A 15,470-nucleotide genomic window follows, 5' to 3' on the forward strand; every position below is an offset into this window, starting at 1 on the left:
CATCTGCTGTCCTCCGCTTTTGCTTTTAAGGTAAGGCCTCTCGCATGTCCGATCCTCGCTACCAGATCGACGTCAGCGTCGTCACCCGCTTCCTCGCGGACCAATCGCAACCTGAACACAACCGTTTCGCCTTCGCCTATACCGTCACGGTGAAGAACAACGGGCTGGTGCCGGCCAAGCTGCTGTCGCGCCACTGGGTCATCACCGACGGTGACGGCCAGGTAGAGGAAGTACGCGGCGCGGGCGTTGTCGGCCAACAACCATTGATCGACAGCGGCGCCAGCCACACTTATAGCAGCGGCACGGTCATGACCTCCAAGGTCGGCACCATGCAAGGCTCGTATCAAATGAAGGCCACCGATGGGAAATTGTTCGACGCCATCATCGCGCCCTTTCGCCTCGCGGTACCGGGAGCCCTGCACTGATGGCGACCTACGCGGTCGGTGACCTGCAAGGCTGCCTGGAGCCTCTCAAGTGCCTGCTTGAACAAGTGGGCTTCGACCCGGTGAATGATCGCCTGTGGTTGGTGGGTGATCTGGTCAACCGTGGCCCACAGTCACTGGAAACCCTGCGCTACCTCTATCGTTTGCGCGACTCACTGGTGTGCGTACTGGGCAACCACGACCTGCACCTGCTGGCGGCGGGCAATAACATCGAGCGCCTGAAAAAGAGCGACACCCTGCGGGAAATTCTCGAAGCGCCCGATCGTATCGAGCTGCTCGACTGGCTCCGCCGACAAAAGCTCATGCATTATGACGAAGCCCGCAACACGGCCTTGGTCCACGCCGGCATCGCGCCGCAGTGGTCGCTGAAGAAAGCCCTCAAGTGTGCCGCCGAAGTAGAAGCGGCGCTGGCCGACGACAACCTCTACACCGCCTATCTCGATGGCATGTACGGCAACGAGCCGGTGAAGTGGGACAACGACCTCAGCGGCGTCACCCGCCTGCGAGTGATCACCAACTATTTCACACGCATGCGCTTCTGCACCGCCGAGGGCAAGCTGGACCTCAAGAGCAAGGAAGGCGTCGATACCGCGCTGCCTGGGTACAAACCCTGGTTTGCCCATAAGGAGCGCAAGACCCGCGACACGAAGATCGTCTTCGGTCACTGGGCAGCCCTGGAAGGCAAGTGCGAAGAACCTGGCGTGTATGCCCTCGACACCGGTTGCGTGTGGGGCGGCGCCATGACCCTGATGAACATCGACACCGGCGAGCGCCTGAGCTGCCAGTGCCCACCCCCCGTGCCCGTCACACAGCCGACCGCCGCCAAGCCATAGGAGCCCGCCATGAGCGAATTCAAACGTATCCCCCCCGAACAAGCCCAGGCGTTGCGCGAGCAGGCCGCAGTGGTCGTGGATATCCGTGATCCCCAGGCGTACGCCGCGGGTCATATCAAGGGCGCCCAGCACCTGGACAACCACAACATCGCCGATTTCATCCGTGCGGCCGACCTCGACGCGCCAGTGATCGTGGCCTGCTACCACGGCAATTCCAGCCAGAGTGCCGCCGCCTACCTGATCAGCCAGGGCTTCTCCGACGTCTATAGCCTGGACGGTGGCTTCGAGTTGTGGCGTACGACCTATCCTGCGGAAATTTCCTCAGGCGATTCGCAATAATTTTTTTCACACCCCGCTACCCCGCGTGACGCTTGGGCTCGCGCCGTTTCTGACGAACGGCGCAGCCAAACTAATTGCGCATCTCACCTTGACCTCCCGGATTCCGAACTATCCTTAAGCGCAGGCCATCCAAATCAGGGGAGAGCCGGTACACCGGCGTGCGGGTCATCGGTAGCGTTTCAGGGTGTTCTGGGGGGAAACGGTCATTGGCGTCCGCCAATGTCTGCCAGCATCGACTGATTGATCCGGCGTCGGCTCCACGTATCGAGCGAGGTGACGACGTCATGAGTATTTTCAGCCACTTCCAACAACGCTTCGCATCCACACAGCAGGAAGAACTCACGCTGCAAGAGTATCTTGAGCTGTGCAAACAGGACCGCAGCACCTATGCATCCGCCGCCGAGCGCCTGCTATTGGCGATCGGCGAGCCGCAACTGATAGACACCTCAAGCAATTCGCGCCTGTCGCGAATATTCTCCAACAAGGTGATCCGGCGCTACCCGGCCTTTGAAGACTTCCACGGCATGGAAGAATGCATCGACCAGATCGTCTCCTACTTCCGCCATGCCGCCCAAGGCCTGGAAGAGAAGAAACAGATCCTCTATCTGCTGGGTCCGGTCGGCGGCGGCAAGTCGTCCCTGGCGGAAAAACTCAAACAACTGATCGAGAAGGTGCCCTTCTACGCCATCAAGGGCTCGCCGGTCTTCGAGTCGCCTTTGGGCCTGTTCAACGCCACGGAAGATGGCGCGATCCTCGAAGAAGACTTTGGCATCCCACGTCGCTATCTCAACACCATCATGTCGCCTTGGGCCACCAAGCGCCTGTCCGAATTTGGCGGGGACATCAGCCAGTTCCGCGTGGTGAAACTCTACCCGTCGATCCTCAACCAGATCGGCGTAGCGAAAACCGAGCCAGGGGATGAGAACAACCAGGACATTTCCGCGCTGGTGGGTAAAGTCGATATCCGTAAACTCGAAGAATTCCCGCAGAACGACGCCGACGCCTACAGCTACTCGGGCGCCCTGTGCCGGGCCAACCAGGGTTTGATGGAGTTCGTGGAGATGTTCAAGGCACCGATCAAGGTGCTGCACCCACTGCTGACCGCCACCCAGGAAGGCAACTACAACAGCACCGAAGGCCTGGGCGCGATTCCGTTCAACGGCATCCTGCTGGCCCACTCCAACGAATCGGAATGGCACACCTTCCGTAACAACAAGAACAACGAAGCCTTCATCGACCGTATCTATATCGTCAAGGTGCCTTACTGCCTGCGGGTCAGCGATGAAATCAAGATTTACGACAAGCTGCTGTTCAACAGTTCGCTGGCCAAGGCCCACTGCGCGCCCGACACCTTGAAGATGCTGGCGCAGTTCACCGTACTGTCACGTCTCAAGGAGCCGGAAAACTCGAATATCTATTCGAAGATGCGCGTATACGACGGCGAAAACCTCAAGGACACCGACCCCAAGGCCAAGTCTATTCAGGAATACCGTGATGCGGCAGGCGTGGACGAAGGCATGAACGGCCTGTCGACACGCTTTGCGTTCAAGATCCTCTCCAAGGTCTTCAACTTCGACCCTCACGAGATCGCCGCCAACCCGGTCCACCTGCTCTACGTTCTCGAACAGCAGATCGAACAGGAACAGTTCCAGGCGGAAACCCGCGAACGCTACCTGCGCTTCCTCAAGGAATACCTGGCGCCGCGCTACATCGAGTTCATCGGCAAGGAAATCCAGACCGCCTATCTGGAGTCCTACAGCGAATATGGCCAGAACATCTTCGACCGCTACGTGCTGTACGCCGACTTCTGGATCCAGGACCAGGAATACCGCGACCCGGAAACCGGCGAGATCCTCAACCGCGTGGCTCTCAACGAAGAACTGGAGAAGATCGAAAAACCGGCCGGCATCAGCAATCCGAAGGATTTCCGCAACGAAATCGTCAACTTCGTGCTGCGCGCCCGTGCCAACAACAATGGCAAGAACCCAACGTGGCTCAGCTACGAGAAGCTGCGGGTAGTCATCGAGAAGAAAATGTTCTCCAACACCGAGGATCTGCTGCCGGTCATCAGCTTCAATGCCAAGGCCAGCAAGGAGGATCAGCAAAAACACAACGATTTCGTCACACGAATGGTCGAGCGTGGCTACACCGACAAACAGGTGCGACTGCTCTCCGAGTGGTACCTGCGGGTTCGCAAATCGCAGTAAGGCAGCGACGGGCGCACACTGCCAGGCCTTTGGCCTGGCAGCTGACCGCTTGTCTCTAAGCTTCCAGCTCACGGCTTGAAGCTTGTAACGTGAAGCTGCCCGGAGGGCTCCCCATGAGCTATGTGATCGACCGACGCCTCAATGGCAAGAACAAAAGCACGGTAAACCGCCAACGTTTCCTGCGGCGTTACCGTGACCACATCAAAAAGGCCGTTGAAGAGGCCGTCAGCCGTCGCTCCATCACCGACATGGAGCATGGTGAACAAATCAGCATTCCCGGACGGGACATCGACGAACCGGTGCTGCACCACGGTCGTGGCGGCAAGCAGACCGTGGTTCACCCCGGCAACAAGGAATTCACCACCGGCGAACATATCCAGCGCCCCCAGGGCGGAGGCGGCGGCAAGGGGCCGGGCAAAGCCGGTAACTCCGGCGAAGGCATGGATGAGTTCGTGTTCCAGATCACCCAGGAAGAATTCCTCGAATTCATGTTCGAAGACCTGGAACTGCCTAACCTGGTCAAACGCAACCTGACCGGCACCGACACCTTCAAGACCGTGCGCGCCGGCGTCAGTAACGAAGGTAACCCGTCCCGCATCAATATCATTCGCACCCTGCGCTCGGCACATGCCCGGCGTATTGCCCTGTCGGGCAGCAGTCGCGCAAAACTGAAGGAAGCCAAGGAGGAACTGGCTCGTCTTAAGCGTGAAGAGCCAGACAACTTCGGCGATATTCAGGAAATCGAGGCGGAAATCGAGAAACTCAGCGCGCGTATTCACCGTGTGCCGTTTCTCGATACGTTCGACCTCAAATACAACCTGCTGGTGAAACAGCCCAACCCCAGTTCCAAGGCCGTGATGTTCTGCCTGATGGACGTGTCCGGCTCCATGACCCAGGCCACCAAGGACATCGCCAAACGTTTCTTCATCCTGCTGTATCTGTTTCTCAAGCGGAACTACGACAAGATCGACGTAGTGTTCATTCGACATCACACCAGCGCGCGGGAAGTGGACGAAGAAGAGTTTTTCTACTCACGGGAAACCGGCGGCACCATCGTGTCCAGCGCCTTGAAACTGATGCAGGAGATCATGGCCGAGCGCTATCCAGCCAATGAGTGGAACATCTACGCCGCCCAAGCCTCCGACGGTGACAACTGGAATGACGACTCGCCAATCTGCCGCGACATCCTGATCAACCAGATCATGCCGTTCGTGCAGTACTACACTTATGTTGAAATCACCCCCCGTGAGCATCAGGCCCTGTGGTTCGAATACGAACGCATCGGCGAAGCCTTTGCCGACACTTTCGCCCAGCAGCAACTGGTCTCGGCCGGCGATATCTACCCGGTCTTCCGTGAACTCTTCCAGCGCAGGTTAGTGACATGACCGCCAAAAAAGAGCAAAAACGCCAACCCATATCCACGGGCTCCGAGTGGACCTTTGAACTGATCCAGGCCTATGACCGGGAAATCAGCCGTATCGCGGCGGGCTATGCCCTGGACACCTACCCCAACCAGATCGAAGTGATCACCGCCGAACAGATGATGGATGCCTATGCCTCGGTGGGCATGCCCTTGGGCTATCACCATTGGTCCTACGGCAAGCACTTCCTTAGCACCGAGAAATCCTACACCCGTGGCCAGATGGGGCTGGCCTACGAGATCGTCATCAACTCCGACCCGTGCATCGCCTACCTGATGGAGGAAAACACCATCTGCATGCAGGCGCTGGTGGTGGCTCACGCCTGCTACGGGCACAACAGCTTCTTCAAAGGCAACTACCTGTTCCGCACCTGGACCGATGCCAGCTCGATCATCGATTACCTGGTGTTCGCCAAGCAGTACATCATGCAGTGCGAGGAACGCCATGGCATCGATGCGGTAGAGGATTTGCTCGACTCCTGCCATGCCCTGATGAACTACGGCGTTGATCGCTACAAACGCCCGTATCCGATCTCCGCCGAAGAAGAACGCCTGCGCCAGAAAGAGCGCGAGGAGCACCTGCAGAAGCAAATCAACGACCTGTGGCGCACCATTCCCAAACGTGCCGGTAAAAACAGCGACAAAGACAATGCGCGCTTCCCCGCCGAACCTCAGGAAAACATCCTGTATTTCCTGGAAAAACATGCGCCGCTACTGGAGCCGTGGCAGCGAGAAATCGTGCGCATCGTGCGCAAGATCGCCCAGTATTTTTATCCACAGCGCCAGACCCAGGTGATGAACGAGGGCTGGGCAACGTTCTGGCACTACACCTTGATGAACGACCTGTACGACGAGGGGCTGGTCACTGACGGCTTCATGATGGAGTTCCTCACCTCGCACACCAGCGTGGTGTTCCAGCCCGGCTTCGACAGCCCGTATTACAACGGCATCAACCCCTATGCGCTGGGTTTTGCCATGTACCGCGACATCCGCCGCATGTGCGAGCACCCCACCGAGGAGGACCGCCGCTGGTTCCCGGAGATCGCCGGCAGCGACTGGCTGTCGACCATCAAGTTCGCCATGAGCAGCTTCAAGGATGAGAGCTTCATCCTGCAGTACCTGTCACCCAAGGTGATTCGTGACCTCAAATTGTTCAGCATTCTCGATGACGACCTCAAGGATGACCTGGTAGTCCCGGCCATCCATGATGAACCGGGTTACCGCACCATCCGCGAAACCCTGGCGGCGCAGTACAACCTGGGCAATCGCGAACCTAACGTGCAGATCTACAGCATCGACGTGCGCGGTGACCGCTCGCTGACGCTGCGTCACCAGCAGCACGATCGCAAACCCTTGGGCGAGTCCACCGAAGAAGTGCTCAAGCATCTGCATCGGCTGTGGGGCTTCGACATTCACCTGGAAACCCTGCAGGGCGATCAAGTGATGAAGACTCACCATGTGCCTCCGCGCACCGATCACAACGACAACGACTACGGCCGCCTGGACCTGGCCGTCGTTCACCTCTGAAACGGCAAAGCCTCCATTGGTCCGGCACAGGCGGTATCCTGTGCGGCTAATGGAGGCTTTTTCATGAAAATCTACAAAGTCGGCGGTGCGGTACGTGACCGCTTGCTGGGCATACCGGTCACCGACATCGACCGCGTTGTGGTGGGCGCAACCGCCGAAGAAATGCTCGCCAAGGGTTATAAGCCTGTGGGCGCTGACTTTCCGGTGTTCCTGGACCCGAAAAACGGTGACGAATATGCCCTCGCCCGCACCGAGCGCAAAAGCGGCCGGGGCTACGGCGGCTTTGTGTTTCACGCCAGCCCCGAGGTCACGCTGGAAGAAGACCTGATTCGGCGCGACCTGACCATCAATGCCATGGCAGAGGACGATGAAGGCAACCTGACCGACCCCTACGGCGGCCAAAGCGATCTTGCTGCGCGCATCTTGCGTCACGTTTCCCCAGCTTTTGCTGAAGATCCCCTCCGTGTGCTGCGTGTTGCACGCTTTGCCGCGCGTTACGCTCATTTGGGTTTTACCGTGGCGCCGCACACACTGGAACTGATGCGTCAGCTCAGCGAGTCCGGCGAACTGCAAGCGCTGACCCCGGAGCGTAGCTGGAAGGAAATATCCAGGGCGCTGATGGAGGATCAGCCAGAGGTGTTTATCCAGGTACTGCGCGACTGTGATGCGCTGAAAACCTTGATGCCGGAAGTGAACGCGTTGTTCGGCGTACCACAGCCTGAAGCCCATCACCCCGAAATTGACACCGGCGTACACACCTTGAGCGTGCTGGCACAGGCCGCCCGGCATCAACAACCCCTGACGGTGCGCTGGGCCTGCCTGCTGCATGACCTGGGCAAGGGCCTGACGCCTGTGGATAAGTTGCCACAGCATATCGCTCACGAGCACAAGGGCCTGAAGTTGATCAAGGCGGTCAACGAACGTTTCAAAGTGCCGAGGGATTGCCAGGATTTGGCGCTGCTGGTTGGCCAGTACCACACTCACGGACATCGTGCACTTGAGCTGAAAGCCTCGACGTTATTGGAGTTGCTGCAAAGTTTCGATGTGTACCGTCGACCCCAGCGCTTCGAGGAGTTTGTGGTGGCATGTGAAATGGATGCGCGCGGCCGCAAGGGTTTCGAGCAGCGTAGTTATCCACAGGCCGACTACTTACGCGGCGCGGCAAAGGCAGCGCGCGAAGTGGCGGTAGCGCCCCTGCTGGAGAAAGGTTTCAAGGGCCCGGAGCTGGGCGAAGCCCTCAAGCGCGAACGGCTCAAGGCGTTGAAGCACTACAAAGAGCAATATTCAGTGTAGAAGCGAGCTTGCCCGTGAGGATCGTCACACCGACTGCCTGGATTAACTCGCCTCTTGCGCGAGCAAGCTCGGCGCTTACAGAAGAACGTCCGAAGTGAGTTGCTGGCCCTGCCATTCAAACCCGACAGGCGCCAGTACCTGCTCGATCCGCGCATCACGCCACAGCTCAGCCAACGGCTTGCCCGCCTCCGGATGCACACGATCGGGGGCCATCAACGACAACGGCCACAATACAAAGGCGTTTTTCAGTATTTCTGCCCGCGGCAGGATCAAACCATCGAAATTACCCACCAGCTCGCCATACAGCAGCACGTCAATATCTAACGGCAAGCCCTTGCGATCAGGCGCATAGCGGCCATTGTCGGCCTCGATGAATTTCAAACGACGGTCCAGCTCCATCAATGGCAGATCGGTGTAGCCCGACACCACCAGATTGAAGAACGGCCCGCTCTTGATACCCACCGGCTGGCTTTCGAACACCGCCGAACAACGCATATCGACCAGCAAACCCGCCAGCGCGTCCAGGCCGGCGCATAAGTGGGTTTCGCGCTCGATATTGCTGCCAAGACCAAGGTAAACCTGAGTTAGCGACATCCGCGCTCGATCTCCACACCCACGCCCTTGGCGGCCGGCACGGCACCCGGCTTGGTCAGTTTGAGGTGCAGCCAGGGAATCTGGAACTCGCTCATCAGCACTTCGGCCAAGCGCTCGGCAAAGGTTTCCACCAGCTGGAATTGAGCCTGCTCGGCAAATGCCTGGATACGTGCGGATACGCTGGCGTAATCCAGCGCCAGGGTCAGGTCGTCGCCGGCCGCAGCCGGGCGGTTATCCCAGGCGAAGCTCAGGTCCAGGCGCAGGCATTGCTTGATGCCGCGCTCCCAGTCGTAGGCCCCGATCACGGTGTCGACTTCCAGGCCTTCGATAAACACTCTGTCCAAGCACTCTTCTCCGCAGCACGACAAGGGCGCGATGCCCCGTTAGAATCAGGGCGTCCTCGCCCGGAATAGTTAGCATGTTTTGGTCACTGGCGATTCTCGCCTACCTGCTCGGCTCGCTGTCCTTTGCCATTTTGCTCAGCCGCCTGACGGGAAATCCCGACCCGCGAATGAGTGGCTCAGGCAATGCCGGTGCCACCAATATGTTGCGCCTGGCCGGCAAGAAACTCGCCGTGCTGACGTTGCTCGGCGATCTCTGCAAGGGCCTGTTGCCCGTGCTGATCGCCAGCCTTGTCGGTCTTTCCCTGCAACAGCAAGCCTGGGTAGGCGTGTGTGCCGTGCTGGGCCATCTGTTTCCACTGTACTTTCGTTTTCGCGGCGGTAAAGGTGTTGCCACGGCAGCCGGCATGCTGCTGGGGATCTACCCGCCGGCTGCGTTGCTGGCCGTACTGGCCTGGCTACTGACCTTCTACCTGACCCGCACCAGCTCGCTGGCCGCGCTGATCGCCACACCGCTCACCCTGCCCCTGCTCGCATGGCAGGAGCCTGCGGCGCTGTTGCCGATGAGCGTGTTGACGCTGCTGATTGTCTGGCGTCACCGCGGCAATTTACGCGACCTGTTTGCCGGGCGCGAACGGCATTTTTAAATGCTGTCGATGAACCCGGCTCGCACCGCCCCCTTACAACGGTGAAAGCTGCTCCATCGGCCAACGCGCCTGCACGCTGATGGCCAGGCTCTCATGCTGCCCGGCCTGCAGACGCTGGCAACCGGCATAGGCGATCATCGCGCCGTTGTCGGTGCAGAACTCTGGCCGCGCATAGAACACGTCGCCCTGCATGTCGCCGAGCATTTTTTCCAGCGAGATACGCAATGCCTTGTTGGCGCTGACGCCGCCTGCAATCACCAGGCGCTTCATCCCTGCCTGTTTCAGGGCGCGCTTGCACTTGATGGTCAAAGTCTCCACCACGGCCTGCTGGAACGCCAGCGCAATGTCGCAACGGGCTTGTTCACTGTCGTCCCCGGCGCTGACGCTTTGCTGCCAGGTATTGAGCGCAGAGGTTTTCAAGCCGCTGAAGCTGAACATCAAGCCAGGGCGATCGCACATCGGGCGCGGAAACGTATGACGACCCGGTACGCCCTTTTCGGCCAGACGCGCAATTTCAGGGCCACCGGGATAGTTGAGGCCCATCATCTTCGCGGTCTTGTCGAAAGCCTCACCAGCAGCATCATCCAGCGATTCGCCCAAAAGCGTGTATTGGCCGATGCCATCGACCTGAACCAGCTGCGTATGGCCGCCGGAAACCAACAAAGCGACGAACGGAAACTCTGGCGGTGTTTTTTCCAGCATGGGGGCCAATAAATGGCCCTCCATGTGGTGCACACCGAGGGCTGGAATGCCCCAGGCAAAGGCCAGCGCCTGAGCGCAAGAAGCCCCAACCAGCAAGGCTCCAACCAATCCGGGGCCTGCGGTGTAAGCAATTGCGTCGATCTCGGTCGGCACACAGCCGGCCTCATCCAACACCTGGCGAATCAACGGCAGCATGCGTTTGACGTGATCGCGGCTGGCCAGCTCCGGCACCACGCCGCCATAGGCACGATGCAGGTCGATCTGACTGAACAGTGCATCGGCCAAAAGCCCGCGTTCACTGTCGTAAAGTGCGACGCCGGTTTCGTCGCAGGAGGTTTCAAGTCCCAGTACTAGCATGGGTTTGCGCCTTGTAGAGGCTGAATTCGAAGGCGCGCATAATAGTCGCCACTCCCCCTCCCGACTAGCGGTTTTCGATCAGAGGCTTTGCATTCCGGGCAATGAGGGGTTAACATCCGCAACCCTTAAAAACCGACGACCTCAGCCGCGAATGTTTTGCGACGAGAACGTTGATCCCGGTAATGAAAGAAGGTAGCTCTGGATGCCAGCCGTCAAAGTTAAAGAGAACGAACCCTTCGACGTAGCTCTGCGTCGTTTCAAGCGCTCCTGCGAAAAAGCCGGTGTACTGGCTGAAGTTCGTAGCCGCGAATTTTACGAGAAGCCAACTTCTGAGCGTAAGCGTAAAGCAGCAGCCGCTGTTAAGCGTCACGCCAAGAAAGTTCAGCGCGAACAGCGCCGCGCCGTTCGTCTGTACTAATACACAGACGATCGTAGCAAGCTTCTGCCAAAGCCCGGCCTTCAGCCGGGCTGCTGGCATTTGCGGATATCGCTTGATGCTTCACTGTTGACGCCGCACACGCGACCGATACACAGCTTCACACGTCAGGACTGGCTCTTTTGCCAGCGGTGCACGTCTCTTCTGACGAGCCTAACAAGGCTACTGACGAGCACACTTATTTTTCAACAGACGATCAATCGTATCGGCTGCGCCCCTTTTCCAAGGCCCGTCATTGGCCAAGACCGGAAACCCGGGCAACATTTCCAAGCCGAAGACTGATAGAAATTAACGTCAGTGAATGCTCGGCAGATACACTCCCTGACAGCCCAAGCAGACAATTGTTGATCAAGCCGTGAATCCCTGTGCTTGAGCGCTTGATGGACCCTCATTTACACGCAGTGATGACGAGAACGCCATGGCCGGGCTAATTCCCCAGAGCTTTATTGACGACCTTCTGAACCGCACCGACATCGTCGATGTTGTCAGCTCGCGCCTGCAAATGAAGAAGGCGGGTAAAAACTACACCGCCTGCTGCCCGTTCCACAAAGAAAAGACTCCGTCGTTCAGCGTCAGCCCCGACAAACAGTTCTACTACTGTTTCGGCTGCGGCGCAGGCGGCAACGCCCTCGGCTTCATCATGGACCACGACAACCTGGACTTCCCCCAGGCCGTCGAGGAACTGGCGAAAGCCGCCGGCATGGAAATCCCCCGTGAAGAAAGTGGCCGCGCGCGCAAACCCCGACAGCCTACAGACTCACCGCTCTACCCGCTGCTGACCGCCGCTGCCGACTTCTATCGCCAGGCACTTAAAAGCCACCCGCAGCGCAAGGCCGCCGTCGATTACCTCAAGGGGCGCGGCCTCACCGGCGAGATCGCCCGCGATTTCGGCCTGGGCTTTGCCCCCCCCGGCTGGGACAATCTGTACAAGCACCTGAGCAGCGATACGCTGCAGCAAAAGGCCATGATTGATGCTGGCCTGCTGGTGGAAAACGCCGAGACCGGCAAGCGTTACGACCGTTTCCGCGACCGCGTGATGTTTCCGATCCGCGACAGCCGCGGCCGGATCATCGCCTTTGGTGGCCGGGTACTGGGGGACGACAAACCCAAGTACCTGAACTCGCCGGAAACGCCGGTATTCCACAAAGGCCAGGAGCTGTACGGCCTGTTCGAAGCGCGCAAGCACAACCGCAACCTTGATGAAATCATCGTGGTTGAAGGCTACATGGACGTCATCGCCCTGGCCCAGCAAGGCCTGCGCAATGCCGTGGCGACACTGGGCACCGCCACCAGCGAAGAACACATGAAACGCCTGTTTCGCGTCGTGCCCAGCGTGCTGTTCTGCTTCGACGGCGACCAAGCCGGGCGCAATGCCGCCTGGCGCGCACTCGAAGCCACGCTGTCGAGCTTGCAGGATGGGCGTAGGGCGCGCTTTCTGTTCCTGCCCGAAGGCGAAGACCCGGACACACTGGTTCGCTCCGAAGGCACCGACGCGTTTCGCGCACGCATCAATCAGCACGCCCAGCCACTGGCGGATTATTTCTTCCAGCAACTGACCGAAGAAGCCGACCCGCGCTCCCTCGAAGGCAAGGCGCACATGGCCACCCTCGCGGCACCGCTGATCGACAAAGTCCCAGGCGCCAACCTGAAATCACTGATGCGCATGCGCCTGCTGGAAATCACCGGATTGAGCGGGGATGCCGTCAGTCAGCTGGTGCACAGCGCGCCACCGGACGCACCGCCGGCCTATGACCCAGGCATGGATTACGACGCCATGCCGGATTATTCCGATTTCCACCAACCCCAGGAGGCCTACACGCCCCAGCAGGAGTGGACACCGAAGAAACCCGGCGCCGGCGGCAAGAAATGGGACAACAAGAAACCCTGGAGCAAGAACGGCAAGCGCGGCGACCGCGATGAAGCCTATGCGCCACGTACTCCGGTAGCGGTTGAGGCGCCCATGCTTATCGCGTTGCGCACGCTTATTCATCACCCGCAACTGGCGGGAAAGGTTGAAAGCGCCGACCACTTCGCCAATGAAAGCAACAGCTATGCTCAGGTACTGATCGCCTTGATCGAGGCGGTGCAGAAAAATCCCAAGCTAAACTCAATTCAATTGATGGCTCGTTGGCATGGCACCGAACAGGGGCGCCTCTTGAGAGCACTCGCGGAAAAGGAGTGGCTAATTGACGGCGATAACCTTGAACAACAATTTTTAGACACCATTACTAGGTTATCTGCGGGTCAGCACACGCAGACCCTCGATGACCTCATCAAAAGAGCAAGGCAGCCGGGATTGTCGGCTGAAGAGCAAATTCAGATAGCAAAACAGATGCGCGACCTCTTAAAACAGAACGTTTGCGCATCAAACCCGACCTCAGCTGGCGTGTGAGGTCATAGCTCGGGTATAATCCTCGGCTTGTTTTTTGCCCGCCAAGACCTTCAGTGGATAGGGTGTTATGTCCGGAAAAGCGCAACAGCAGTCTCGTATTATTGAGTTGATCAAACTGGGTCGTGAGCAGAAGTATCTGACTTACGCCGAGGTCAACGACCACCTGCCCGAGGATATTTCAGATCCTGAGCAGGTGGAAGACATCATCCGCATGATTAACGACATGGGGATCCCCGTACACGAGAGTGCTCCGGATGCGGACGCCCTTATGTTGGCCGACGCCGATACCGACGAGGCTGCCGCTGAAGAAGCGGCTGCCGCGCTGGCTGCTGTGGAGACCGATATCGGTCGTACCACCGACCCTGTGCGCATGTATATGCGTGAAATGGGTACCGTCGAGCTGCTGACACGTGAAGGCGAAATCGAAATCGCCAAGCGTATCGAAGAGGGTATCCGTGAAGTGATGGGCGCAATCGCGCACTTCCCTGGCACGGTTGACCACATTCTCTCCGAGTACAACCGCGTTACCAGCGAAGGTGGCCGCCTGTCGGACGTCCTGAGCGGTTATATCGACCCGGACGACGGCATTGCGCCGCCGGCTGCCGAAGTGCCGCCGCCTGTCGATGCCAAGGTTGCAAAAGCGGACGACGACTCCGACGACGACGAAGCTGAATCCAGCGACGACGAAGAAGAAGCCGAAAGCGGTCCAGACCCGATCATCGCTGCCCAGCGTTTCGGTGCGGTTTCCGATCAAATGGAAATCACCCGCAAGGCCCTGAAGAAGCACGGTCGCACCAACAAGCAGGCAATTGCCGAGCTGCTGGCGCTGGCTGAGCTGTTCATGCCGATCAAGCTGGTACCGAAGCAATTCGAAGGCCTGGTTGAACGTGTTCGCAGTGCACTTGAGCGTCTGCGTGCTCAAGAACGCGCAATCATGCAACTGTGTGTACGTGATGCACGCATGCCGCGCGCCGACTTCCTGCGCCAGTTCCCAGGCAACGAAGTTGACGAAAGCTGGTCCGACGCGCTGGCCAAGGGCAAGGCGAAATACGCTGAAGCCATTGGTCGCGTGCAACCGGACATCATTCGCTGCCAGCAGAAGCTGACCGCGCTTGAGACCGAAACCGGCCTGACCATTGCTGAAATCAAGGACATCAACCGTCGCATGTCGATCGGTGAGGCCAAGGCCCGCCGCGCGAAGAAAGAGATGGTTGAAGCGAACTTGCGTCTGGTGATCTCGATCGCCAAGAAGTACACCAACCGCGGCCTGCAATTCCTCGACCTGATCCAGGAAGGCAACATCGGCCTGATGAAGGCTGTGGACAAGTTCGAATACCGTCGCGGCTACAAGTTCTCGACTTATGCCACCTGGTGGATCCGTCAGGCGATCACTCGCTCGATCGCCGACCAGGCCCGCACCATCCGTATTCCGGTGCACATGATCGAGACCATCAACAAGCTCAACCGCATTTCCCGGCAGATGTTGCAGGAAATGGGTCGCGAACCGACCCCGGAAGAGCTGGGCGAACGCATGGAAATGCCTGAGGATAAAATCCGCAAGGTATTGAAGATCGCTAAAGAGCCGATCTCCATGGAAACGCCGATTGGTGATGACGAAGACTCCCATCTGGGTGACTTCATCGAAGACTCGACCATGCAGTCGCCAATCGATGTCGCCACCGTTGAGAGCCTCAAAGAAGCGACTCGCGACGTACTGTCCGGCCTTACTGCCCGTGAAGCCAAGGTACTGCGCATGCGTTTCGGCATCGACATGAATACCGACCACACCCTTGAGGAAGTCGGTAAGCAATTTGACGTGACCCGTGAGCGGATCCGTCAGATCGAAGCCAAGGCGCTGCGCAAGCTGCGCCACCCGACGCGAAGCGAGCATCTGCGCTCCTTCCTCGACGAGTGATACCAGAACCCCCGGCCCAGGCCG

General features: G+C 58.8%; 14 protein-coding genes. 11 read left to right on the top strand and 3 right to left on the bottom strand.

The genetic code is table 11. The features are described 5' to 3' along the window. Positions 1 to 44 precede the first annotated feature (44 nt). From apaG to C9383_RS15705, 7 genes are all read left to right on the top strand, one after another. Positions 45 to 425, top strand: coding sequence for a Co2+/Mg2+ efflux protein ApaG (gene apaG / locus C9383_RS15675; RefSeq protein WP_060757279.1), 381 nt, complete (start codon positions 45 to 47; stop codon positions 423 to 425). After that, on the top strand, positions 425 to 1,276 hold the full coding sequence (locus tag C9383_RS15680; RefSeq protein ID WP_090368496.1) for a symmetrical bis(5'-nucleosyl)-tetraphosphatase: 852 nt from the start codon (positions 425 to 427) through the stop codon (positions 1,274 to 1,276). The genes apaG and C9383_RS15680 overlap by 1 nt, the downstream gene beginning before the upstream one ends. Before the next feature lie 9 nt (positions 1,277 to 1,285). Further along, positions 1,286 to 1,615 (top strand): thiosulfate sulfurtransferase GlpE, encoded by a 330-nt coding sequence (gene glpE / locus C9383_RS15685; RefSeq protein ID WP_090368494.1) that lies wholly within the window; start codon positions 1,286 to 1,288, stop codon positions 1,613 to 1,615. Between the two features lie 284 nt (positions 1,616 to 1,899). Further along, positions 1,900 to 3,822: a PrkA family serine protein kinase gene (locus tag C9383_RS15690; protein WP_090368492.1), complete on the top strand. Its 1,923-nt coding sequence runs from the start codon at positions 1,900 to 1,902 to the stop codon at positions 3,820 to 3,822. Between the two features lie 113 nt (positions 3,823 to 3,935). Beyond that, on the top strand, positions 3,936 to 5,207 hold the full coding sequence (locus tag C9383_RS15695) for a YeaH/YhbH family protein (protein WP_060757275.1): 1,272 nt from the start codon (positions 3,936 to 3,938) through the stop codon (positions 5,205 to 5,207). Beyond that, positions 5,204 to 6,769 carry a SpoVR family protein gene (locus C9383_RS15700; RefSeq protein WP_060757274.1) on the top strand — a complete coding sequence of 522 codons (1,566 nt, stop codon included), beginning with the start codon at positions 5,204 to 5,206 and terminating at the stop codon, positions 6,767 to 6,769. Before C9383_RS15695 ends, C9383_RS15700 begins: the two co-directional genes overlap by 4 nt. 63 nt (positions 6,770 to 6,832) lie before the next feature. Next, positions 6,833 to 8,062 (top strand): multifunctional CCA addition/repair protein, encoded by a 1,230-nt coding sequence (locus C9383_RS15705; RefSeq protein ID WP_090368490.1) that lies wholly within the window; start codon positions 6,833 to 6,835, stop codon positions 8,060 to 8,062. Between the two features lie 75 nt (positions 8,063 to 8,137). Here the strand turns inward: C9383_RS15705 and folK are convergent, their stop codons facing one another. Beyond that, complete coding sequence (gene folK / locus C9383_RS15710; protein WP_090368488.1) at positions 8,138 to 8,656, bottom strand: 2-amino-4-hydroxy-6-hydroxymethyldihydropteridine diphosphokinase; 519 nt, start codon at positions 8,654 to 8,656, stop codon at positions 8,138 to 8,140. Then, a complete protein-coding gene (gene folB / locus C9383_RS15715; RefSeq protein WP_060757271.1) occupies positions 8,647 to 9,000 on the bottom strand; it encodes a dihydroneopterin aldolase in 354 nt (117 codons plus the stop codon). Before folB ends, folK begins: the two co-directional genes overlap by 10 nt. 74 nt (positions 9,001 to 9,074) lie before the next feature. Between folB and plsY the strand changes: the two genes are divergently transcribed. Then, positions 9,075 to 9,644, top strand: coding sequence for a glycerol-3-phosphate 1-O-acyltransferase PlsY (plsY, locus tag C9383_RS15720; protein WP_060757270.1), 570 nt, complete (start codon positions 9,075 to 9,077; stop codon positions 9,642 to 9,644). Positions 9,645 to 9,677: 33 nt separating this feature from the next. Here the strand turns inward: plsY and tsaD are convergent, their stop codons facing one another. Beyond that, entirely contained in the window at positions 9,678 to 10,703 is a 1,026-nt protein-coding gene (gene tsaD / locus C9383_RS15725; protein ID WP_060757269.1) for a tRNA (adenosine(37)-N6)-threonylcarbamoyltransferase complex transferase subunit TsaD, read from the bottom strand. Between the two features lie 202 nt (positions 10,704 to 10,905). On the opposite strand from tsaD, the gene rpsU reads away from it, so the two are divergent. The 3 genes from rpsU to rpoD all read left to right on the top strand — a co-directional run bounded on the left by rpsU (position 10,906) and on the right by rpoD (position 15,446). Continuing rightward, on the top strand, positions 10,906 to 11,121 hold the full coding sequence (rpsU, locus tag C9383_RS15730) for a 30S ribosomal protein S21 (protein WP_002551877.1): 216 nt from the start codon (positions 10,906 to 10,908) through the stop codon (positions 11,119 to 11,121). Between the two features lie 436 nt (positions 11,122 to 11,557). Beyond that, a complete protein-coding gene (dnaG, locus tag C9383_RS15735; RefSeq protein WP_090368486.1) occupies positions 11,558 to 13,531 on the top strand; it encodes a DNA primase in 1,974 nt (657 codons plus the stop codon). 67 nt (positions 13,532 to 13,598) lie between these two features. Continuing rightward, the gene (rpoD, locus tag C9383_RS15740) at positions 13,599 to 15,446 is read left to right on the top strand and encodes an RNA polymerase sigma factor RpoD (protein ID WP_060757267.1); all 1,848 of its coding nucleotides are present in this window, start codon (positions 13,599 to 13,601) and stop codon (positions 15,444 to 15,446) included. The last annotated feature ends 24 nt before the right edge of the window (positions 15,447 to 15,470 follow it).

Source organism: Pseudomonas palleroniana (assembly GCF_003031675.1).
In the GTDB taxonomy this organism is placed as follows: Bacteria; Pseudomonadota; Gammaproteobacteria; order Pseudomonadales; family Pseudomonadaceae; genus Aquipseudomonas; species Aquipseudomonas palleroniana.

Coding starts and splice junctions, on each gene's coding strand:
- apaG (WP_060757279.1), top strand. CDS start 45: ATGTCCGATCCTCGCTACCAGATCGACGTCAGCGTCGTCACCCGCTTC.
- C9383_RS15680 (WP_090368496.1), top strand. CDS start 425: ATGGCGACCTACGCGGTCGGTGACCTGCAAGGCTGCCTGGAGCCTCTC.
- glpE (WP_090368494.1), top strand. CDS start 1,286: ATGAGCGAATTCAAACGTATCCCCCCCGAACAAGCCCAGGCGTTGCGC.
- C9383_RS15690 (WP_090368492.1), top strand. CDS start 1,900: ATGAGTATTTTCAGCCACTTCCAACAACGCTTCGCATCCACACAGCAG.
- C9383_RS15695 (WP_060757275.1), top strand. CDS start 3,936: ATGAGCTATGTGATCGACCGACGCCTCAATGGCAAGAACAAAAGCACG.
- C9383_RS15700 (WP_060757274.1), top strand. CDS start 5,204: ATGACCGCCAAAAAAGAGCAAAAACGCCAACCCATATCCACGGGCTCC.
- C9383_RS15705 (WP_090368490.1), top strand. CDS start 6,833: ATGAAAATCTACAAAGTCGGCGGTGCGGTACGTGACCGCTTGCTGGGC.
- folK (WP_090368488.1), bottom strand. CDS start 8,656: ATGTCGCTAACTCAGGTTTACCTTGGTCTTGGCAGCAATATCGAGCGC.
- plsY (WP_060757270.1), top strand. CDS start 9,075: ATGTTTTGGTCACTGGCGATTCTCGCCTACCTGCTCGGCTCGCTGTCC.
- tsaD (WP_060757269.1), bottom strand. CDS start 10,703: ATGCTAGTACTGGGACTTGAAACCTCCTGCGACGAAACCGGCGTCGCA.
- rpsU (WP_002551877.1), top strand. CDS start 10,906: ATGCCAGCCGTCAAAGTTAAAGAGAACGAACCCTTCGACGTAGCTCTG.
- dnaG (WP_090368486.1), top strand. CDS start 11,558: ATGGCCGGGCTAATTCCCCAGAGCTTTATTGACGACCTTCTGAACCGC.
- rpoD (WP_060757267.1), top strand. CDS start 13,599: ATGTCCGGAAAAGCGCAACAGCAGTCTCGTATTATTGAGTTGATCAAA.